Raw genomic sequence first — 20506 nt, 5'->3', positions numbered from 1 at the left:
GCTCAAATTCATTTCAGACAAATTCGGAGTCAAAGAACTCCATAATCCGGGAGGAAGACAAATAATGCTAAGATCTATGTACTCAGGGGTATCCGGTATGCGCGGATTCCAGACTAAGCTGGACGTAATCGGCAACAACATTGCGAACGTGAATACCATTGGCTTCAAATCCGGGCGCGTCATGTTCAAGGATATTATGAGCCAGACGGTATCCGGGGTTACGGCTCCTGTGGATGGCGGTCAGGGCGGCGTGAATGCCAAGCAGATTGGGCTTGGAGTCAGCATTGGCTCCATTGACACCATGCACTTGGCCGGCAGCGCCATGACCACCAATAATCCGACGGACCTGCGGATTGACGGGGACGGATTTTTCCTGGTGAAGCTCTCTGACGAGCAGGCAACGCCATTCCTTACCCGCGCCGGTGATTTTCATGTGGATTCCGCCCGCAACCTGCTGACCTCCGACGGTCTCCATGTGCTTAATTCCGCTGGTGAACCTATTCAATTGAATGAAGGCACTACCGCATTCTCCATCTCCGCTGACGGTTCCGTTTTACAAACGCTGCAAGACGGAACCATCGATTCGGATACGAAAATCGGGGTAGCTAAGGTTAGCAATCCGCAGGGCTTGGAAAAGATCGGCGGCAACCTGTACCGGATGACGTTGAACGCCAATGCTGATGGAGCGCTTAATCCAACAACAGCCAACAATACTGAAGAAGGGACGGGAGCCATCGTTGCCGGCCAGCTGGAAATGTCCAATGTGGATCTGACCGGCGAGTTTACCGAAATGATTGTTTCCCAGCGCGGGTTCCAGGCCAATTCCCGCATTATTACGACCTCTGATGAAGTGCTGCAGGAAGTCGTCAACCTCAAGCGTTAATTTTTGGGGCCATAATCATAAACTTGCTGTATAATGGTAACGTTTCGTCTTCTGGCGCAAAGGTTATTGCGAAGTCGTGGGGGAGGAACTCCTCCCCCTATTTTTTGTTAGGAGGCCTGTTATGATTTCGGTAACCAGATTGAATGGTACACCCATGTTTTTAAATGCTTTACTGGTAGAAATGGTAGAAGAAAGTCCGGATACGTACATTACGCTCGTAACTGGCAAAAGGCTGATCGTGCTGGAAAAGGCCGATGAAGTCATCCGTAAGATCCGTGATTATAACAGGGACATTGGCACATATGCTGCCACCATTAAAGTCCAGTCAATGGAGGAGCTTTCATGAAAAAGATGCTGCCGTGGCTCATCACAATTTTATTAGCAATAACTCTTATAGTTGTAGCTGCCTTTTTACTAATGGATAAGATCTTTCCCAGTGATTCGAATGACGTCAATACGGCAGTTCAGAGCGTGGAGACTAAAAAGCTCAGCGCTGATGAGATCGTCGCATTAACGGCAGAAATCACTGATATCAAAACTAATACTGCCGATCCCGATTATATCCTTAAAGTAAACATCGCGTTCCAACTGGATTCAGCGAAGTCTAAGGAAGAATTCGAAAAGATAAAAGCTATTAAAATTACGCCGCTTATCATCAAGGCGATTGCTGATGCCAAGCCTGAGGATCTGAACGGGGCAAGCGGCAAAGATCAATTCAGCAGCAAGCTGATGAATATAATCAACAAGAATTTGACTGAGGGCACGATCACTCAGCTCGAATTCACTGATTTTGTTTTAGCTTCCATGTAGCTGCTGGAGGATTAATTCTTTGATAGGGGGGTGATTGAAATTGGTTGATGTACTATCACAAAACGAAATTGATGCTCTGCTTGCCGCACTATCATCCGGTGAAATGGATGCCGACGAACTTAAAAAAGAGGAAACCCAGAAGAAAGTCCGCTCTTATGATTTCAAACGGGCCGTACGCTTCTCAAAGGATCATATCCGAAGCCTTACACGGATTCATGATAACTTTGCCCGTTATCTAACGACATACTTTTCGGCCCAATTGCGTACCTTCGTGCAGATCAATGTCGTTCAAGTAGAGCAGCTCCCTTATGACGAGTTTATCCGCTCCATTCCAAAAATGACGATCTTGAATATTTTCGAAGCTGAACCGCTCGAAGGCCGGATGGTGATGGAGGTGCATCCGAACATCGCCTTTGCCATGCTGGATAGACTGCTAGGAGGCTTTGGAACGGCACCTTCCAAAATCAATACTCTCACTGAAATTGAAACAACAATAATGGAGAGGATTTTCAGCAGATGCTTTGAGAGTCTGCAGGAAGCCTGGAAGACGGTACTTGATATCAGTCCCCGCATGGAGGCGTTGGAAACCAATCCTCAATTCATGCAAATCGTATCGCCCAACGAAACGATTGCTCTAATTTCACTAAGCACCAAAATAGGCGACACGACCGGGATGATCAATCTGTGCATACCTCACGTTGTTCTGGAGCCAATTATGTCGAGGCTGTCCGTGCACCAATGGTTTGTTTCTGAAAAGAAGGTGCGCGATGAGATTGAGCTTGAGGCAATCCGGTCTAGAGTTCATCGCGCGCAGCTGCCGATTGTGGCCGAGCTGGGCGAATCGAGCTTATCCATTGCTGAATTTCTCGGGCTCAGCGTCGGCGACGTCATTTCTCTTAACAGGACTGTTGACTCCGGGCTGTCAATCAAGGTGGGGGACAAGCTGAAATTTATCGGAAGTCCTGGGATGATTAAAGAGCGTGTAGCTGTGCAAATAGACGAGATAGTCAGCGAAGGAGTTGAAGATTTTGACGAGTAAAGATTATTTGTCCCAAGAAGAAATAGATGCTCTGCTCAGACAGTCTGCGGAAGGACCAGTTGCTCCTTCAACAAAGTCGGTGGATGATTTCTTAACCCCCTTTGAGCAGGACGCATTGGGAGAAATCGGAAATATTACATTCGGGAGTGCAGCGACTGCGCTGTCCACGCTGCTGGGCAAAAAGGTAGACATCACTACTCCTGAGGTATCCATCATCACCCGCGATGAGTTCGAGGAAGCCTTTCCAAAACCCCATGTTGCGGTGCATGTTCAATATGTGGATGGTTTTCAGGGCATCAACTCACTGGTTATCAAAATCAGGGATGCACAGGTCATCGCGGATCTGATGCTTGGTGGTGAAGGTGAACCTAAGGACGAAGATTTGAATGAAATTCATATCAGTGCAGTCCAGGAAGCGATGAACCAAATGATGGGCTCATCGGCCACATCCATGTCGACCATTTTCAACCGCTTCGTGAATATCTCGCCTCCGGGTATCGATATCCTGAATATGTCCAGCGGAGAAGGCGTAGGCAGTCTTCCGGGTGATGAAACACTGATCCAGATTTCATTCCGGCTCAGGATTGGGGAGCTGATTGATTCTACTATTATGCAGCTGCTTCCGGTACAATTCGCCAAAGACATGGTATCTATGCTTCTGGGCGATGTTCAGTCGGAACAGGAGACGGCCGCAGCTGCGCCAGAAGCACCGCCTAAACCGGCAGCAGCTTATGAACCTCCTCCGGCGCCCACGGGGCAGCAGACTCCCCCAGCGCAGCCTGGAGCGGTTCCGCCGCCATACCCGGGTATGCCCGAAGGCGGATATTATTATCCTCCCGCAGGAATGCCGGCTTATGGGATGCCGCCGTATGGAATGCCGCCTCAAGGTGTGCCTTACCAGCAGGCTCCGCCGCAGCAGCCCGCACCGAACCGCAATGTCAATGTGCAGCCGGTACAGTTTGCGAACTTAAGCTCAGGTGCCTTCGGAAATATTGACGAAAATAATTTGAATTTATTGATGGACATACCACTGAGAGTAACCGTAGAATTAGGAAGGACCCAGAAGCAGATCAAAGATATTCTGGAAATGTCGCAAGGCTCCATCATCGAGCTGGACAAGCTGGCCGGTGAGCCTGTAGACATTCTGGTTAACAACAAGCTTATTGCCAAAGGGGAAGTCGTGGTTATCGACGAAAACTTCGGAGTTCGCGTTACGGATATCGTCAGCCAGTGGGACCGAATTCAAAAACTACAATAAAGCATACTTAGGGAGGATTTTGTAAAAATGGCTAACCGAATTCTAATCGTGGACGATGCAGCATTTATGAGAATGATGATCCGGGACATTTTGTCCAAAAACGGATTTGAGGTTGTGGGTGAAGCCCAGGACGGTTCACAGGCTATTGAGAAATTCAAGGAGCTGCGTCCGGATCTGATCACGATGGATATCACCATGCCTGAAATGGACGGTATTGCCGCCCTAAAAGAAATCAAAAAAGTAGATGCCAACGCCAAAGTCATCATGTGTTCTGCCATGGGTCAGCAGGCTATGGTCATTGATGCAATCCAAGCGGGTGCCAAGGATTTTATTGTAAAACCTTTCCAGGCAGACCGTGTTATCGAAGCAATCAACAAAACACTGGGTGTGTAACAAGAATTTATGCCAGTCAGTGTAGAACCGCTGGGAACAGGTAACAATCTGCTGAATTTATTAAACGTTATTTTTGTCCTTGCGGTAATTGTTGTGCTCATAGTGCTGCTTATCCGTTTTCTGGGACGCCGCAATCAGACCTTGATGAGCGGGCGTTCCATCCGTACACTTGGCGCTTTGGGCCTCGGGCCGAACAAGTCCATACAGATTATTGAACTCGGAGGCAGCCTCTATCTGATCGGGGTCGGTGAGAACATATCCATGATGGATAAAATCACCGATCCGGCTGAGGTAGCGCTGATCATTTCGGCATTTGAGGATCAATCTGCAGGACAAAATAACTTTCTTGCGCCGTTTATTGCTAAGGTTAGAGCCAAATTCCGCGGAGAAGTGCCATCGCAGGAAATCGAACTTAATGAAACATCCTCTTTCTATGAGACTTTGCAATCCAAGCTTGCGCTCGCACCAGAGCGTAAGGAGAAAATGGAAGAGCTGCTCCGGGATGATGTGCTTAAGGATGAGTCGAGGGATTTATGAAAAATAAACTGATTTTTTCACTTCTGCTACTAGTTGTATTCAGCGCTTTGCTGATACACCCTGTACATGCTGATCCTATCCCTAATATTGATATTAAGGTTGGGGGAAGCGGTGACGGTTCAAGCAGTGGCACCAGCTCCATCTCTATTCTGCTGCTTGTAACGGTTCTGAGCGTGGCTCCGGCCTTTCTTGTGCTAATGACCAGTTTCACCCGGATTGTTATCGTTCTGGGCTTTGTGAGAACCTCGCTCGGAACACAATCAATGCCTCCTAACCAGGTGCTTGTAGGATTGGCCCTGTTCCTGACGCTGTTTATCATGTCTCCGACACTGGCAAAAGTGAATGAGACAGCGCTTCAACCGTATATGAAAGGGACGATTACTCAGACTGAGGCGCTGAACAAGGCGGCAGATCCCATGAAGGAATTTATGTTCAAGCAGACCAGCACCAAGGATTTGCTGCTGTTTATGAACTACACCGGCAACAAGGCTTCGGTCAAGCCTGCAACGTACAGTGACATTCCATTGACGGTGATGGTCCCAGCCTTTGCCATCGGAGAGATGAAAAAAGCTTTTACCATGGGCTTTATGATTTTTATACCCTTTCTGATTATTGATATTGTGGTAGCGAGCACCCTGATGGCTATGGGGATGATGATGCTGCCACCGGTGATGATCTCATTGCCGTTCAAGATAATGCTCTTTGTACTGGTAGACGGGTGGTATTTAGTCGTTAAATCACTGCTACTGAGTTTTAACACCTGAGATTCAAGAGGAGGCATAAGGGATGAATACGGAATTTATTATCGGCCTAGCCGGTCAAGCCGTATATTTAGTGCTCGAAACCAGCGCTCCCATGTTGATTCTTGGTCTGGTGGTAGGACTAATTGTCAGCATATTCCAGGCTACAACCCAGATCCAGGAGCAAACCCTGGCGTTTATTCCAAAAATCGTAGCTGTGCTGCTTGCATTACTGCTGTTTGGACCATGGATCATTACCAAACTGGTAGACTTTACCGGGCAAATTCTGGGCAGCCTCAATATGTACATCGGTTAAAAGTATGAATATGGAGACATGGCTTCAAAATTTTCCCGTCTTTTTGTTGATTTTTTGTCGAATTTCCGCTTTTTTTGTTGTCGTTCCTGTTTTTTCTACGAGAAGCATTCCGGCGACGTTCAAGATAGGACTCTCCTTTTTTGTAGCATTGGTCATTTTCAGCTCAAGAGGGACGGGGATTGCCGTTCCCCAGGACTTGACCTACATTCTGCTGATTGCCCGTGAGGCATTAATAGGCTTACTGCTTGGTTTTATCGCCTATCTGATGTTTATGGCCATACAGACAGCCGGTTCCTTCATTGATATCCAAATCGGCTTCGGGATTGCCAACGTCATTGATCCAATGACTGGCACCTCAGCTCCTGTCATCGGGAACTTCAAATATTTGATTGCTACTTTGCTGTTCCTGAGCATGAACGGACACCATTATTTACTGGATGCTATCGTGTACAGCTATAAATGGGTTCCGATAGATAATAATCTATTGATCAAAATGATAGACGGAAGCCTGTCAGAATTTCTGGTCCGCTCGTTTGCACAGTCATTTATGCTGGCTTTTCAGATGTCGGCCCCCCTGGTTACCGCACTTTTTCTTACGGATATTGGTCTGGCCTTTCTGGCAAGAACGGCTCCGCAGTATAACGTGTTCGTCATCGGGGTTCCTCTCAAAATCATTGTAGGACTTGCGCTGCTTCTATTATTAATGCCGGGTCTGGCCTTGCTGTTCCAGAATCTATTCGACATCATGTTTGAGTCCATGCACAATCTGCTGGGCCTTATGGGGAAGAGTCCTTAGGTGACTTAAGGAGAGAGAGTTATGCCGAAAACGAAACGTTATGCACTCAATCTTCAGCATTTCGGGGGAGACAAAACAGAGAAAGCAACCCCGAAGAAACGGCAGGAGGCACGTAAAAAGGGCCAAGTTGCAAAAAGTGCTGAACTATCCGGTGCGGTTGTGTTGTTATCGGCTCTTCTGACCTTAATGATGTTTGGGGGTTTCATAAAAGAACGGGTTGTTAAGCTGTATACGGATGTCTTTCAGAACCGGATGATGATGCAAGTGACTCCTGAGAATGTATCCGAGATGTTTCGGCATTACGGTCTACAGATATTAATTCTCCTGGCTCCGCTGTTCATCATTACGTTTGTGATGGCTCTTGTGGTGAATTTGGCTGAAGTCGGTTTTATGATGGTCACTGAAGGGCTGACTCCAAAATTCAGCAAGATCAATCCGATCAAAGGCTTCAAGAATATTTTCTCCATGCGTTCTTTTGTGGAGTTCCTAAAATCCATCTTCAAGCTTCTGATAATCGGCTATCTGGTCTACAGTACCCTTTGGGGGGAAAAGGAAAGCTTCGCTTCCCTGGCTCATGTTAGCGCGGAAGGGGCTTACCGGTTTGCAGCTAAGATGACTATGAACCTGGGCATCAAAATCGGGGCGGTACTCTTGATAATGGCTGTTTTTGATTACATTTATCAAAAGTACGAACATGAGAAGAGCTTGAAAATGTCCAAACAGGATATCAAAGATGAATATAAAAAAATGGAAGGCGATCCGATCATTAAAGGCAAGATCAGGGAACGGCAGCGAAGAATGGCTATGCAGCGGATGATGCAGGAGGTTCCTAATGCGGATGTGATCATCACTAACCCGACACATTTTGCAGTTGCCTTGAAATATGACGGGTCCCAAATGGAGGCTCCGCAAATTATAGCCAAAGGCCAGGACTTTGTGGCACTCCGTATTCGTGAACTGGCTAAGGAGCATGGTGTTATAACTATGGAGAACAAGCCGCTCGCACGAGCGTTATTTCAAAGGACAGAAATCGGCGATGTCGTTCCTGCCGATCTTTTTCAGGCAGTAGCTGAAGTACTCGCTTATGTTTACAAGCTTAATGGTAAGAGGAGATAAGTCGGGAGGTTGAGGACATTGAAAGCAAGAGATCTAACAGTTCTACTGGGTGTTATCGGTATTGTGCTTATGATGATTCTGCCCATCCCGGCTTGGCTTCTGGATGTACTGCTAATTATCAATATTTCGATAGCCTTAACTATTATACTGGTAGCAATGAATACAAAAGACCCACTGCAGTTCTCGATATTCCCTTCATTGCTGTTAATCACAACCTTGTTTCGTCTGGCGCTGAATATTTCAACCACGAAGTTGATTCTGTCGGATGGTCATGCGGGTGAGGTTGTAGCTACGTTCGGAAGCTGGATTGCCCGGGGACAAATCGCTATTGGATTCATTGTCTTCCTGATCCTTGTCGTCGTGCAGTTCATTGTTATTACAAAAGGTTCGGAACGTGTAGCCGAGGTAGGTGCCCGGTTTACACTGGATGCGATGCCCGGCAAACAGATGAGTATTGATGCCGATTTGAACGCTGGCATGATTAATGAACAGCAGGCTGGTGAACGCAGACGCAAGATTGAACGTGAAGCCGACTTTTTCGGGTCTATGGATGGTGCGAGTAAGTTCGTCAAGGGGGATGCCATTGCGAGCATCATCATCCTGCTGATCAATCTGATTGGCGGTTTCATTATCGGTATGTCTGTTCACGGAATGTCTTTCCAGGCTGCTCTTTCGACTTACTCCGTATTGACAATCGGGGATGGTCTGGTCAGCCAAATTCCAGCATTGCTCATTTCAACCGCTGCCGGACTTATTGTTACCCGCGCAGCATCAGACGGCAATCTGGCGGAAGATTTAACTGGACAACTACTTTCTTATCCAAAGCTTCTGTATATCGTGGCCGTAACTATTGCTTTCCTCGGTTTTTTCACCCCGATTACAGTGATGTCTACCTTGCCACTAGCGGGGCTATTAGGCTATGCCGCTTATACTATGAGCCAAAAGGCCAGCCGTCAGCAAATAGCTGAAGAACAGCTGGTTGAAGAAAAACAGATCGAGGAAGTGCGCAGTCCGGAAAGTGTAATCAACCTGCTCTCTGTCGATGCTATCGAATTTGAGTTCGGGTACGGGCTTATCCCCCTTGCTGACACGGGCCAGGGCGGCGATTTGCTGGATCGTATTATCATGATCAGGCGGCAGTGTGCATTGGAGATGGGTCTTGTCGTCCCTGTTATTCGCATTCGCGACAATATTCAACTAAAACCGAATGAATATGTGATCAAAATTAAAGGAAATAACGTTGGCGGTGGTGAATTATTACTTAATCACTATCTGGCAATGAGTCCAGGGTATGAGGATGAGTCGATTCATGGAATTGAGACGGTAGAACCATCCTTTGGTCTGCCAGCGCTATGGATTGACGAGTCTGTGAAGGAACGGGCCGAATTGTCAGGCTATACCGTGGTTGATCCCCCTTCAGTAGTGGCTACACATTTGACCGAGCTTATCAAACGTTATGGCCATGAGCTGCTGGGACGACAGGAAACCAAGCAACTTGTCGACAATCTCCGCGAAAATTATCCTGTGCTGGTGGACGAGCTTGTGCCTTCCGTACTGGCCATCGGGGATATTCAAAAGGTACTCGGCAAGCTGCTGCGTGAGAAAATCTCGATTCGTGACCTGGTGACTATTTTTGAAACGTTGGCGGACTACGGAACCTATACCAAAGACCCGGATGTTCTGACTGAATATGTCCGGCAGTCCCTCTCCAGACAGATTACACAGCAGTTCTCACAGACCGGAGAGACGTTAAGGGTGATCACAGTGGGACCGAATCTGGAAAAGAAAATCTCCGAAAGTGTGCAGCAGACGGAGCAGGGCAGCTATCTTGCGCTGGACCCTGTCTCGACACAGACCGTTTACCAGCGGCTTACGGAGCAAATCAACCGTTTGCTTCAATCGGGACAGCAGCCTATAGTACTGACCTCCCCGACAATACGGATGTATCTGCGCCAGGTGATTGAACGGACCATGCAGGACATCCCGGTGTTGTCCTACAGTGAGCTGGAGCCAAATATTGAAATCCAAAGCGTTGGGGTGGTGAATCTATGAGAGTGAAGCGTTATGTGGTCGACACGATGCCTGACGCCATGCATTCCATCCGCAGCGAGCTGGGAAGCGATGCCGTCATTTTAAGCACCAAGGAGGTCAGAGTCGGCGGTTTCATGGGGATGTTCAAAAAGAAGAAAATTGAGGTTGTTGCAGCAGTGGAGGACGCCCAGAAGCCTGGAGCGTCTGCAAAGACACCAGCTGCCCTGCTGAACATTCCGCGCAGCGCAGTTCCCCAAGCATACCAGAAGGCTGCGGCCGCCTCTTCGGCACCTGCAGCCGCTGGTGCAAATGAACCAGCGGCTCGGACGGCCTCCTCAGGGAGTGAGGCAGCGGCGAAGCAGACTTTTGCCGAGATTGCTGCGGCGTTGTCTGATACCTTAGAGAACAAAGGGAATGTAGCCGTACTGCCTGCGGTCCAGGAGGAGGAAGAAGAGACTGGCTACTTGGAAGCCGATGAAGCTCCAATTCAACATTCAGCAGCTCCAGCTGCTAAGCTTGCAAGCATGGCAGCCATAGATGAGGCCCGGAACAAGAAGTTGAATGCCGCATCTACATCTGAACTGGAAAGTGATGTGCTGCGGGAGATTCGCGACATGAAGCAATGGATGGAGCGGATTGCCCGTTATTCATCTGGTGCTGTAGAGCTTCCGGAGCAGCTGGAGCAAATAAGAGACCGTCTGATGGAGCAGGAGACGGATGCCGTTCTGGTCGATGAGTGGATCAGCAATATTTTTGACCAATGGCATGAGGAAGGCCGCATCTGGACCCCGGAGGAATTCAATGTCAGGATGGCCGCTCAGGTTGAGGATTTTTTATCCGGGCGCATTGCTAACGGGATTGCGCCGGATACGCGGATTGTTTACATCGCGGGACCTACAGGTGTCGGCAAGACCACTACCATTGCCAAACTTGCCGCTGAGCAGTTGTTCAGGCAAGGGCGCAAGGTTGGACTGATTACCTCGGACACCTACCGGATTTCGGCCGTAGAGCAGCTTCGCACTTATGCGGCTATACTCAATATGCCTCTGGAGGTTGTACAGTCTCCTGGTGATTTGCAAAGAGCCTTGTTCCGGCTCGAAAGCTGTGATTTAGTGCTTATGGATACGGCAGGCCGGAATTACCGTAACGAAATGCTGGTAGCGGAGCTGCAGAGCCTTTTGGCCAAAGAGCTTAAAAGTGAAACCTTTCTGGTGCTCAGCCTGACCTCCAAAAGCCGGGATATGAAAAAGATTGTTGAACATTTTGGCCGCTATCAGCTCGATAAAGTGATCTTTACTAAACTGGACGAGACAGGAAGTTATGGTCCGCTCTTCAATGTTCTGAATGATTTCCCGCTCAAGCTTTCCTATATAACCAACGGTCAGAATGTACCCGATGATTTGCTGGCTGCTACCAAAGATCAGCTTAGCGGGATGATTTTGGGAACAGGGGGAATGTGATGGATCAGGCGCAATCCCTGAGGAGGCTTGTGTCCAGCCAGGGACCCAAACGTGCATCCGGAGGGGAGGCATCCGCCCGGATTATCACTGTTTGCAGTGGGAAGGGGGGGGTCGGCAAATCGAATTTCACCTTGAACTTTGCCCTCACACTCCAAGCGATGGGCAAACGAGTGCTCTTGTTCGATGCTGATATCGGTATGGCGAATATAGATGTGCTTATGGGTGTGTCGGCTAAGTATAATCTTTATCATTTACTGAAAAGGGAAGCGGATATCGGAGAGATCATTCATAAAGGACCCAAGGGGCTTCCTTTTATCGCAGGCGGTTCAGGTATGGACGAGCTTTTTTCGCTGTCTGAGGCGGATTTGAGCTACTTCACGGACCAGATCACCGGAATTGCGGACACGATGGATTTTATTCTCTTCGATACAGGAGCAGGGCTTTCCAAAGAAACCATGAAATTCATTACTTCGGCGGATGACTGCCTGGTGGTCACTACACCTGAACCCACTGCGATAACGGATGCTTACGCACTGATAAAGGTAGTAAATAACTCCCATCCGAAGGTTTCCTTCCGGCTGATCGTCAATCAGGCAGGGGATGAGAAAGAGGCGCACGCCACCAGTGATAAAATCCGCATGGCGGCAAGCCGGTTTTTGCAATTGGATATTTCTTTTCTTGGATATATCAGCAGCGACACCCATGTAGTTCAGGCAGTAAAGAGGCAGATTCCATTCTCGGTGGCTTTTCCGAACAGTTCGGCAGCCAAAGATGTGCATAGGCTTGCGCTTAGCTATTTGGCCGCTGATTCGGCAGACACCACTAAAGTTCAAGGCATCAAGGGATTTATCAGCAAGTGGTTGAAGCGAAAAGAATAATTGTTCTGAATTCGAGGAACAGAGGTGGAAATGATATGAAACCTTATCGAGTTTTGGTTGTTGATGATTCTGCATTCATGCGCAAGATCATTTCCGATTTAATTGAAAATGATGCTAACTTTCAGGTTGCGGCGACGGCATCCAACGGACGTGAAGCCATTGAAAAAGTCAACGAACTTTCTCCGGATCTGGTCACCATGGATGTCGAAATGCCGGAAATGAACGGCCTGGAGGCGCTCAAAATAATAATGGCGCAGCGTCCTCTGCCGGTAATCATGCTCTCAGGTATTAATGAAGAGGGCATGAAGGAAACCATTCTGGCACTGGAGTGGGGGGCTTTTGATTTTATCCGCAAGCCCTCCATATCGAACTCACAGGATATTATAGCTGTGGGCGTTTCGCTGAGAGAGCAAATGAAAGAGGCAATGCTTGCCCGCCAGCAGCGCGAAGCCAGAGCATCCGCATACAAGGTGCCTGAGCTGCCCGCTGCAGAGGCGGCCCCTGCACCGCAACCGGAGCGCGGGCCTGTCAAACGAAGTCCGGAATCTCCCAAGAAAGCTCCGGAGCTTCCACGCAAGCCGGCTGACAGGCTGAAGGCCAAGCCGGAATTGAGCCCTGCCTCAGAGAAGGATAAGGGAAAAAGTTCGCCGGGAAGAACAGCTCCGGATAGCGCTTTTCCGCCAGACGCGGCCAAGCGGCCCGCGCTGCCTCCCAAGCCGGCTTCCGATCCCTCCAGAAACCGTTCGAAAGAGGAAGCCAAACCGGCACAGCCGGATTCGCGCCCGGCTGCTTCGGCTGCTGCCAATTATGAATCATCTGCAGCAGGCGGGGACCGCAAATCCGCCAACAAGGGATTGCGCAAGCTGGTAGCCGTCGGATGTTCCACGGGCGGTCCAAGAGCTTTAAAAGCATTTCTTGAAAATATTCCGGCTGATTTTCCAGCACCTATTGTCATTGTGCAGCATATGCCGCCCAATTTCACCAAGTCGCTGGCCCAGCGGCTGAATACTTTCAGCCCGCTTGAAGTGGCGGAAGCAGAACAGGGAATGATTCTGCGCCAGGGGGCGGCATACATAGCTCCCGGCGGTTATCATATGAGGGTAGTTCCGGCTGCGGGCGGTCAATATGCGATTGATCTGACTTTGGAAGAAGCCCGCAACGGACACCGTCCATCGGTGGATACACTCTTCGAATCCATCCTTCCATACACCTCACTGGAGCGGCACGCAGTGATTATGACAGGGATGGGCAGCGATGGTGCCAGAATGATGAAGTCACTTTATGATTCAGGAGTGACCTCCACCTTTGCCGAAAGTGAAGAAACCTGTGTGGTTTACGGGATGCCGCGTTCTGCGGTGGAATTGCAGTGTGTAAGACATGTCCTGCCTTTGCAAGAAATTGCTCCAAGGCTGGTGCAAGCCGTAAAATAATGGAAAAGCGAACTTGAAGGGGAGGTGCCCGCTCATGGACATGAACCAATATTTATCCATGTTTATTGATGAGTCAAATGATCATCTGCAGTCATTGAACGAAAGTATGATGGGGCTTGAAGCAAATCCTGAAGATCTGAGTATTGTACAGGTTATTTTCCGCTCTGCCCATACCTTGAAGGGTATGGCGGCAACCATGGGCTTTGAGGATTTGGCTTCACTTACGCACCAAATGGAGAATGTTCTGGACTTAGTGCGCAACAACAAGCTGCGGATGCAGGATTTCATTTTTGACACCCTGTTCAAAAGTCTGGACGCCCTGGAATCCATGGTCGAGGATATTACAGGCGGCGGAGAGGGCAAAGCGGATGTATCGGCCATTGTTGCGTCTTTGCAGGCGATTGTCCGTGGCGAGATCCCGACCGCAGCCAGTACTGCAGCCCCTTCGGCAGCAGCACCGGCTGCCGAAGCTCCCGTATTCCTTGATGAGTTTCAATACTCCGTTCTGGAGCAGTCGCTCCAGGAAGGCCATAAGGTGCTGTATGTCGATGTGGCCATCCGCAAGGACTGCCAGCTCAAAGCAGTGCGGGCCTATATGGTCTTTGATCTCCTCGAACGTTCCGGCGAGGTCGTCAAATCCTTCCCTTCGGTTCAGGACATAGAGCAGGAGAAATTTGACCATAGCTTTTCGCTCTATTACATAACCCAAAAGGAAGCCAGTGAGATCCAGGCGATGATTCTGAATCTGTCTGAGATTGACAAGGTGACTGCGGTAGCTCTGGATCAGGAATCCTTGCGTCAGATGGGTCAGGACATGGTTGCGGCTACGGCCGAAGCGCCTGCTCCTGCAAAAGAAGCTGCCCCTGTTTCTAATGCTTCACCGGCATCTGCCGCACATGCCAAAGAAGAAGCCGGCAAACCGGCTCCTGTGAGAACAGGAGGAGCGCCCTCCCGGACGATCCGTGTAGACATTGAACGGCTTGATGTGCTGATGAATCTCTTCAGCGAGCTGCTCATCGACCGGGTCCGGCTGGAGCAGCTTGCTTCAGAGGTTCAGAACACCGATCTGACGGAAACTGTAGAACATATGGGCCGGGTCAGCGGAGATCTGCAGAATATTGTCATGAAGCTGCGCATGGTCCCGGTGGATACCGTGTTCAACCGGTTCCCGCGCATGGTTCGTGACCTTGCCAAATCCCTGGACAAAAAAATCGATCTGGTTGTTACCGGCGCCGAGACGGAGCTGGACCGCACTGTTATCGATGAAATCGGTGATCCGCTGGTTCACTTGCTGCGAAACGCTGTAGACCACGGTGTCGAAGGGATTCAAGACCGTTTAGCCGCAGGCAAGTCTGATACAGGAACGGTTAACCTGAGGGCATTCCACAGCGGCAACCATGTCTTTATCGAAATCGAAGATGACGGTGCCGGAATCAATCCGCAGAAAATACTGCAGTCGGCGATCAAAAAAGGCATTCTTTCGCAAGAACAAGCATCGAGTTATTCCGATGATGAGGCAATACAACTCCTGTTCGCACCGGGTTTCAGTACCGCTGAAGTAATCTCCGATGTATCCGGCCGCGGTGTGGGATTGGATGTTGTCAAATCAAAAATCACCTCACTGGGCGGGAATGTGGTGGTCTATTCCACCCAAGGCAAAGGTACCAATTTCTCAGTGCAGCTGCCGCTGACCTTGTCGATTATCGCAGCTATGCTTGTCCGTCTGGGCACAGAGAAATACGCGATACCGCTCTCGTCCATTGTGGAAACCGGCATTGTGAAGCAAACCCAGATCCGGAGCATTCACGGCAACAAAATGGTGGAGTTCCGCAACAGCCATATTCCGCTGGTTTCACTAAGCAAAATCTTTTCAGTACCGGATTATGATGAAAGCACGGAGGAAGAGACGGAAATTGTGGTTGTGCGTAAGGGGGAACGCCTGGTCGCTCTGGCAGTACAGGATTTTATTGGGCAGAACGAAATTGTCATCAAGAATCTCGGCAAATATTTGCCTGAGGTTCAAGGCATATCCGGCGCCACCATTCTTGGTGACGGGCAGGTCGCACTCATTATTGATCCGAATGCTTTTATTAAATAATTTAGGATAGAACAGGGAGGTTCATTCCATGGCTGAAGACATCAAGGTGATTGTGTTTAAACTCGGAACTGAAGAATACGGTATCGAAGTGGATAAGGTGCAGACAATCGAGCGCATGATGCCGATTACCCGTGTACCCAAGACGTATTCCTTTATCAAAGGGGTTATCAATCTGCGGGGAGTAGTGATTCCGGTTATTGATTTGCGCGGCCGGTTCGGGATTGAAGAAGCAGAGCACACAGACCAGACCCGTATCATTATCGTAGCAGTCAACGAAATGGAAGTAGGCTTTATTGTAGATTCGGCCAACGATGTTATTGATTTGAACCAGGATGCGATTGATACCCCTCCGGATGTAGTGGGCGGCATCAAAGCGAAATATCTGGACGGGGTGGCCAAAATCGGAGAGGACCGTCTGCTCATCATGCTCAACTTGTCCGAAGTGCTGAACAAGAATGAAATTGTGCAGTTGGAAAGTCTAGAGGGCTAACCTGTGGAGCTATTCAAAAACTTCAAGGATTTTAAAATGGATGTGCTCAAGGAGGTCGGTAATATAGGAGCCGGCAACGCTGCCACCGCGCTGTCACAGCTTCTGGGCAAACCGATTGACATGGCTGTCCCCAAAGTTCAGCTGCTTAATTTTGAAGAAATTACGGACAAGGTCGGCGGGGCGGAAGAACTGGTCTATGCTGTGTTCCTCCGGGTTGAAGGAGAAGCGCCGGGCAATCTGTTTTTCATCCTGACACCGGAGGCTGCAATTAACCTGCTTAGCCGGATAGCCGGGATTGAGCTCACAGGCAATGGGGAATTGGGCGAGATGGAGCTGTCGGCACTGAACGAAATCGGCAACATTCTGGCTGGCTCTTATTTATCCTCTCTTGCGGACTTTACCTCGCTGTCCATGTATCCGACCGTACCGGCGCTGGCGATGGATATGGCTGGGGCGATTCTAAGCTATGGTCTGCTGCAGTTCGGGCAAATGGGAGATGATGCTTTGCTGATCGATACCACTTTCCTTGAGGGGCACAACGAAATTGAAGGGCAATTTTTCCTTATACCCGATCCGGAATCTTTCCCGAAAATCTTCAAAGCATTAGGAGTACCGTTCGATAATGATTGAAGAGCAAAGCGTTATTAAAGTGGGTATGGCGGATCTTAACGTAGGCAGTGAGGAAAGTCTGGTTCGTACAACAGGCCTCGGCTCCTGCGTAGGAGTTACTTTGTTCGATCCTGGGAAAAAGCTTGCGGGGATGGCACATGTGATGCTGCCCTCATCCGAAATTGCCCGGGAGGGACAGATGAACATCGCCAAATTTGCGGACACCGCACTGCCGGAGCTATTATCCCGCTTGCTCGCGCTTGGCGCCGTCCGGAGCCGTCTTGTAGCCAAAATGGCTGGAGGGTCCCAGATGTTCGCCTTTGCCGGGGGGAGTGACACCATGAGGATCGGGCCTCGTAATGTGGAATCCTGCAAGCTTGCTCTTGAGGCCTTGAAGATACCGCTCATCGCTGAGGATACAGGCGGAAACTTCGGCCGCACTATAGAAATCGCCTGCAACACCGGGATATTGTATATCCGCAGTGTTCAAAAAGGCACGAAGGAAATATAGCCATGAAGGGTAAAATTCTATTGAGTCTGTTGTTCGGATTGCTTGGATTTGCCTTTACCTTTCTTATCAATTATGGGCATAACTTACTGGGAACCAGCCTTGTTCGAGGAATTATTAGTTTTATTGTCTGGTTTCTGCTTGCCTTCCTCCTAAGATGGGTATTGGGTTTTATTATTAAGCAATCCGGGTCCACGGAGAGCGGTGAGACAGTCTCTGCCGAGGGGACTGAGGAGCTTGGCTCCAATCTCGATATCAGCACTCCGGCCCAGGATGAAGAATTAATCAATCTGCTAAAGCAAAAGCCGGATAAGGCAAGCGGAGACGCGGAGGGATTTACGCCGATGCAGCCTCCCAAGCTGGTCTCTATGAAAGATCCTGAAGAATTGGCCAAGGCCGTTCGTCACCTGAAAGAAGAATAAGCGGGTTCTGTTAGGCCCGCTGACTACACTTTGGGAAGGGTGAAAGCCGTTGAACGAGCATAAAGCTACTCAATCTGAAACTGACGGGCTCTGGGAGCAGTGGAAAGAGCACGGGAATCCTGAAGCCAAAAAGAAGCTGATTGAGAGTTATCTCCATATTGTTGACTACGTATCCAGCCGTTTGGCAGTTGGACTGCCTAAGAATGTATCCAAAGACGATTTGGCCAGCAATGGTGTGATGGGCTTGATTGACGCGATTGAGAAGTTTGATTACAAGCGGGGGCTCCAGTTTCAGACCTATGCTTCCTGGCGTGTGCGCGGAGCGATCCTTGACTCGTTGCGGCAAAGTGACTGGGTTCCCAGATCGGTGCGGGAAAAAGCCAAAAAAATCGAGGATGCCTACCAGCAGCTGGAACAGAAATACTTGAGATCTGTGAGTGACGAGGAAATGAGCCAGTATTTGAACATTACGGAACCGGAATTTCAAAATATGCTGCAGGATGTGGCGGTCATGTCGTTATGCTCGCTTGAGGATCCTATCCGTGAAGAAGAATCAGAGACCCGTATGTCCATATTAGTGGACGATAAAGCCAAGAACCCGGATCGAAAAGTTAATGAATTTTATCTACGAGATACCCTGACCAAAGGCATCGAGAAATTAACAGTGAAAGAACGGACAGTTGTGTCCCTTTTATATTATGAAGATTTGTCATTGAGCGAGATCGCCGAGGTGATGTCACTGTCTCCTTCACGGATTTCGCAGCTTCATTCCAAAGCTATTTTGCGGCTGAGAGGAACACTTGAGAAAAACCGGGATCTTCTCATGCAAAACGACTAACCGGGCGACGGTGACAAGGGGGAGCAGAAATTGATCGGTCATTATGTTTTGAGCCAGTATATTAGTATCAACTTTTCGGAGGATAAGGGGATTGCTTACCTTCAGTTTTCTAAGAAGGATGAAAATTTCTCCTGTACGGTTGAAGATCTGGAAAGCTTCCTGCACAGTCACAACATTCGCTACGGGATTCAGCGGGACATCGTTCAACGCATCAGCAGCAACCCAGAAGAGTATTTTTTCAGTAGGGTGCCTATTGCAATAGGTGAACCTGCTGTAAACGGTACTGACGGGAGAGTAGTACTCACTGTCGATCTGGAAGAGGACCGCAAACCGCTGGAGAAGGCGGATGGGAAAGTGGATTACAAGGATCTGGTGCGGCTCCATAACGTTCTGAAAGGCCAGATTATCGCCAAAATCATTCCGCCAGAACCGGGAAAAAGCGGCACGATGGTTACTGGGGAGGAACTGCCGTTCAGACCAGGCAAAGAAGCTCATTTCAAAGTAGGCAAGAACGTGCTGGTCGATCAGGAAGAAACGGCCATGTATGCAGCAATTGATGGGCTTGTAACCTTGACAGACAAAGGCAAAATCAATGTTTTTCCGGTCTATGAAGTCAATGGGGATGTGGATTACAGCACAGGCAACATTGATTTTGTGGGTACAGTTGTGATCCGGGGGAACGTGCTGACCGGTTTCACCGTCAAATCTGCAGGAGATATCCGTGTGGTAGGCGGGGTTGAAGGAGCAGAGCTGATCTCCGGAGGCTCCATTGAAATTACCGGAGGGATTATCGGATACAACAAAGGTCTTGTAAGCGCCGGTAAAAATGTGAAGGTTTCCTTCATCCAGGACGGGAATGTAGTCGCCGGCGAGGATGTGATTGTGACACAGAGCGTGATGCATTCCAATATCAAGGCCGGCCGGGATGTCCTGTGCAATGGTGCGAAGGGGTTGATTGTGGGGGGCATCGTGCAGGCCGGTGAACGCGTTGTGGCGCGAACCATCGGCAACACCATGTCGACAGCAACAGCAATTGAGGTAGGCGTGGTTCCTGAGCTTAGAAATGAGATCAACGAACTGCGCCAGGAACTGCGCCATCTGCTGGAGAATGAGGATAAGACCAACAAAGCTTTGTATTTGCTTAACCAGCTTGCAAACAACGGTCAACTCTCTCCTGACAAGGTGGCTCTTCGTGTGAAGCTGAACGCTACCAAGCAATCCCACATGCGTGAGGAGAAAAAAATCAAAGAGCGTGTCCTTGAGATTGAGAGAATGCTGGAGGATACCGGCAGAGCCAGAGTTGAGGTTATTAAAACCATCTATGGAGGCTCTAAGATTGTTATCGGCAGGTATACCCGCTTTGTGAAGGACCCGACAGAACGGGTTACCTTCATTTACAGCGACGGTGATATAACCATGACGCCTAACCTGTAAAGCCTGGGCCAGCTGTGGCGGTTTACCGGAGGTACAGGATTCCTATGCTTAGCGCTGCAGACATTTCAGTGGAGGAGAGGGTATTATGAGTCTGAAACCGGTGGAACTCCAAATTGCTGTGCCCCGGACAACGGAGGCAGGCAAAATTCAAAACGGATTGCAGCATCGTCCCGCTCTGGATCAGCAGCAGCTGGCCGGGCAGAATGTGAAGCAGACGGAACAGCTCGCCCAGCGGAGCAGTGAAGTGGATGAATCCGCTGAACCGGCTCTGCGCGATCATGGAGGCGGAGGCCAACAGCCGGGCAGCCATTCTGCCCCGCCCAAACCTCAAAAGACGGAGACCGCTCACGATGCTGAGCATCCCTATAAGGGACACCGCATTGACCTGAGTCTATAATGGACAGTATTGAATTGAACAGC

23 protein-coding genes are annotated in these 20506 nt (G+C 49.3%); all 23 read left to right on the top strand.

Features of this window, described 5'->3' with window-relative positions:
* Positions 1 to 64: 64 nt before the first annotated feature.
* The 23 genes from flgG (at position 65) to PRIO_RS19900 (ending at position 20483) form a co-directional block, all read left to right on the top strand.
* Positions 65 to 883 carry a flagellar basal body rod protein FlgG gene (gene flgG, locus PRIO_RS20010; protein WP_039791286.1) on the top strand — a complete coding sequence of 273 codons (819 nt, stop codon included), beginning with the start codon at positions 65 to 67 and terminating at the stop codon, positions 881 to 883.
* 121 nt (positions 884 to 1004) lie between these two features.
* Entirely contained in the window at positions 1005 to 1229 is a 225-nt protein-coding gene (locus tag PRIO_RS20005; RefSeq protein WP_020434117.1) for a flagellar FlbD family protein, read from the top strand.
* Positions 1226 to 1693 (top strand): flagellar basal body-associated FliL family protein, encoded by a 468-nt coding sequence (locus tag PRIO_RS20000; protein ID WP_020434116.1) that lies wholly within the window; start codon positions 1226 to 1228, stop codon positions 1691 to 1693. The genes PRIO_RS20005 and PRIO_RS20000 overlap by 4 nt, the downstream gene beginning before the upstream one ends.
* 40 nt (positions 1694 to 1733) lie before the next feature.
* Positions 1734 to 2732: a flagellar motor switch protein FliM gene (gene fliM, locus PRIO_RS19995; protein ID WP_020434115.1), complete on the top strand. Its 999-nt coding sequence runs from the start codon at positions 1734 to 1736 to the stop codon at positions 2730 to 2732.
* The gene (gene fliY / locus PRIO_RS19990) at positions 2722 to 3990 is read left to right on the top strand and encodes a flagellar motor switch phosphatase FliY (RefSeq protein ID WP_020434114.1); all 1269 of its coding nucleotides are present in this window, start codon (positions 2722 to 2724) and stop codon (positions 3988 to 3990) included. Before fliM ends, fliY begins: the two co-directional genes overlap by 11 nt.
* 27 nt (positions 3991 to 4017) lie before the next feature.
* Entirely contained in the window at positions 4018 to 4383 is a 366-nt protein-coding gene (locus tag PRIO_RS19985) for a response regulator (RefSeq protein ID WP_019910416.1), read from the top strand.
* Positions 4384 to 4392: 9 nt separating this feature from the next.
* Positions 4393 to 4920 carry a flagellar biosynthetic protein FliO gene (locus tag PRIO_RS19980; RefSeq protein WP_020434113.1) on the top strand — a complete coding sequence of 176 codons (528 nt, stop codon included), beginning with the start codon at positions 4393 to 4395 and terminating at the stop codon, positions 4918 to 4920.
* Positions 4917 to 5684 carry a flagellar type III secretion system pore protein FliP gene (gene fliP, locus PRIO_RS19975; protein ID WP_020434112.1) on the top strand — a complete coding sequence of 256 codons (768 nt, stop codon included), beginning with the start codon at positions 4917 to 4919 and terminating at the stop codon, positions 5682 to 5684. Before PRIO_RS19980 ends, fliP begins: the two co-directional genes overlap by 4 nt.
* Positions 5685 to 5706: 22 nt before the next feature.
* Complete coding sequence (fliQ, locus tag PRIO_RS19970) at positions 5707 to 5976, top strand: flagellar biosynthesis protein FliQ (RefSeq protein ID WP_020434111.1); 270 nt, start codon at positions 5707 to 5709, stop codon at positions 5974 to 5976.
* A gap of 10 nt (positions 5977 to 5986) precedes the next feature.
* Positions 5987 to 6772 (top strand): flagellar biosynthetic protein FliR, encoded by a 786-nt coding sequence (gene fliR, locus PRIO_RS19965; protein ID WP_039791282.1) that lies wholly within the window; start codon positions 5987 to 5989, stop codon positions 6770 to 6772.
* 21 nt (positions 6773 to 6793) lie between these two features.
* Positions 6794 to 7888 (top strand): flagellar biosynthesis protein FlhB, encoded by a 1095-nt coding sequence (flhB, locus tag PRIO_RS19960; RefSeq protein WP_020434108.1) that lies wholly within the window; start codon positions 6794 to 6796, stop codon positions 7886 to 7888.
* An 18-nt stretch (positions 7889 to 7906) separates the two neighbouring features.
* Positions 7907 to 9940 carry a flagellar biosynthesis protein FlhA gene (flhA, locus tag PRIO_RS19955; RefSeq protein WP_046504315.1) on the top strand — a complete coding sequence of 678 codons (2034 nt, stop codon included), beginning with the start codon at positions 7907 to 7909 and terminating at the stop codon, positions 9938 to 9940.
* Positions 9937 to 11379, top strand: a complete 1443-nt coding sequence (locus PRIO_RS19950; protein ID WP_046504312.1) for a flagellar biosynthesis protein FlhF — start codon at positions 9937 to 9939, stop codon at positions 11377 to 11379. Before flhA ends, PRIO_RS19950 begins: the two co-directional genes overlap by 4 nt.
* Positions 11376 to 12257, top strand: a complete 882-nt coding sequence (locus tag PRIO_RS19945; protein WP_039791274.1) for a MinD/ParA family protein — start codon at positions 11376 to 11378, stop codon at positions 12255 to 12257. The genes PRIO_RS19950 and PRIO_RS19945 overlap by 4 nt, the downstream gene beginning before the upstream one ends.
* A gap of 35 nt (positions 12258 to 12292) precedes the next feature.
* A complete protein-coding gene (gene cheB / locus PRIO_RS19940) occupies positions 12293 to 13687 on the top strand; it encodes a protein-glutamate methylesterase/protein-glutamine glutaminase (RefSeq protein WP_046504309.1) in 1395 nt (464 codons plus the stop codon).
* Positions 13688 to 13721: 34 nt separating this feature from the next.
* Positions 13722 to 15785, top strand: coding sequence for a chemotaxis protein CheA (locus PRIO_RS19935; protein WP_020434103.1), 2064 nt, complete (start codon positions 13722 to 13724; stop codon positions 15783 to 15785).
* Positions 15786 to 15813: 28 nt separating this feature from the next.
* The gene (locus tag PRIO_RS19930) at positions 15814 to 16275 is read left to right on the top strand and encodes a chemotaxis protein CheW (RefSeq protein ID WP_020434102.1); all 462 of its coding nucleotides are present in this window, start codon (positions 15814 to 15816) and stop codon (positions 16273 to 16275) included.
* Between the two features lie 36 nt (positions 16276 to 16311).
* Complete coding sequence (locus tag PRIO_RS19925) at positions 16312 to 16905, top strand: chemotaxis protein CheC (protein WP_269847235.1); 594 nt, start codon at positions 16312 to 16314, stop codon at positions 16903 to 16905.
* A complete protein-coding gene (locus PRIO_RS19920) occupies positions 16898 to 17395 on the top strand; it encodes a chemotaxis protein CheD (protein WP_020434100.1) in 498 nt (165 codons plus the stop codon). The genes PRIO_RS19925 and PRIO_RS19920 overlap by 8 nt, the downstream gene beginning before the upstream one ends.
* 2 nt (positions 17396 to 17397) lie before the next feature.
* The gene (locus tag PRIO_RS19915) at positions 17398 to 17814 is read left to right on the top strand and encodes a hypothetical protein (RefSeq protein WP_020434099.1); all 417 of its coding nucleotides are present in this window, start codon (positions 17398 to 17400) and stop codon (positions 17812 to 17814) included.
* A gap of 49 nt (positions 17815 to 17863) precedes the next feature.
* On the top strand, positions 17864 to 18652 hold the full coding sequence (locus tag PRIO_RS19910; protein ID WP_020434098.1) for a FliA/WhiG family RNA polymerase sigma factor: 789 nt from the start codon (positions 17864 to 17866) through the stop codon (positions 18650 to 18652).
* A gap of 30 nt (positions 18653 to 18682) precedes the next feature.
* Positions 18683 to 20086 (top strand): flagellar assembly protein A, encoded by a 1404-nt coding sequence (locus tag PRIO_RS19905; RefSeq protein ID WP_020434097.1) that lies wholly within the window; start codon positions 18683 to 18685, stop codon positions 20084 to 20086.
* 85 nt (positions 20087 to 20171) lie between these two features.
* Positions 20172 to 20483, top strand: coding sequence for a hypothetical protein (locus PRIO_RS19900; protein ID WP_020434096.1), 312 nt, complete (start codon positions 20172 to 20174; stop codon positions 20481 to 20483).
* Positions 20484 to 20506 lie beyond the last annotated feature (23 nt).

The sequence above is a fragment of the Paenibacillus riograndensis SBR5 genome (assembly GCF_000981585.1).
GTDB lineage: Bacteria > Bacillota > Bacilli > Paenibacillales > Paenibacillaceae > Paenibacillus_AQ > Paenibacillus_AQ riograndensis.
The sequence above is the reverse complement of the archived record's forward strand: the minus strand, read 5'-3'. Positions and strand labels throughout refer to the sequence as shown.

Bases quoted from the DNA above. Each gene is read 5' to 3' on its own strand.
- flgG (WP_039791286.1), top strand. From the start codon at position 65: ATGCTAAGATCTATGTACTCAGGGGTATCCGGTATGCGCGGATTCCAG.
- PRIO_RS20005 (WP_020434117.1), top strand. From the start codon at position 1,005: ATGATTTCGGTAACCAGATTGAATGGTACACCCATGTTTTTAAATGCT.
- PRIO_RS20000 (WP_020434116.1), top strand. From the start codon at position 1,226: ATGAAAAAGATGCTGCCGTGGCTCATCACAATTTTATTAGCAATAACT.
- PRIO_RS19985 (WP_019910416.1), top strand. From the start codon at position 4,018: ATGGCTAACCGAATTCTAATCGTGGACGATGCAGCATTTATGAGAATG.
- PRIO_RS19980 (WP_020434113.1), top strand. From the start codon at position 4,393: ATGCCAGTCAGTGTAGAACCGCTGGGAACAGGTAACAATCTGCTGAAT.
- fliP (WP_020434112.1), top strand. From the start codon at position 4,917: ATGAAAAATAAACTGATTTTTTCACTTCTGCTACTAGTTGTATTCAGC.
- fliQ (WP_020434111.1), top strand. From the start codon at position 5,707: ATGAATACGGAATTTATTATCGGCCTAGCCGGTCAAGCCGTATATTTA.
- fliR (WP_039791282.1), top strand. From the start codon at position 5,987: ATGGAGACATGGCTTCAAAATTTTCCCGTCTTTTTGTTGATTTTTTGT.
- flhB (WP_020434108.1), top strand. From the start codon at position 6,794: ATGCCGAAAACGAAACGTTATGCACTCAATCTTCAGCATTTCGGGGGA.
- PRIO_RS19950 (WP_046504312.1), top strand. From the start codon at position 9,937: ATGAGAGTGAAGCGTTATGTGGTCGACACGATGCCTGACGCCATGCAT.
- cheB (WP_046504309.1), top strand. From the start codon at position 12,293: ATGAAACCTTATCGAGTTTTGGTTGTTGATGATTCTGCATTCATGCGC.
- PRIO_RS19935 (WP_020434103.1), top strand. From the start codon at position 13,722: ATGGACATGAACCAATATTTATCCATGTTTATTGATGAGTCAAATGAT.
- PRIO_RS19930 (WP_020434102.1), top strand. From the start codon at position 15,814: ATGGCTGAAGACATCAAGGTGATTGTGTTTAAACTCGGAACTGAAGAA.
- PRIO_RS19925 (WP_269847235.1), top strand. From the start codon at position 16,312: ATGGATGTGCTCAAGGAGGTCGGTAATATAGGAGCCGGCAACGCTGCC.
- PRIO_RS19920 (WP_020434100.1), top strand. From the start codon at position 16,898: ATGATTGAAGAGCAAAGCGTTATTAAAGTGGGTATGGCGGATCTTAAC.
- PRIO_RS19915 (WP_020434099.1), top strand. From the start codon at position 17,398: ATGAAGGGTAAAATTCTATTGAGTCTGTTGTTCGGATTGCTTGGATTT.
- PRIO_RS19900 (WP_020434096.1), top strand. From the start codon at position 20,172: ATGAGTCTGAAACCGGTGGAACTCCAAATTGCTGTGCCCCGGACAACG.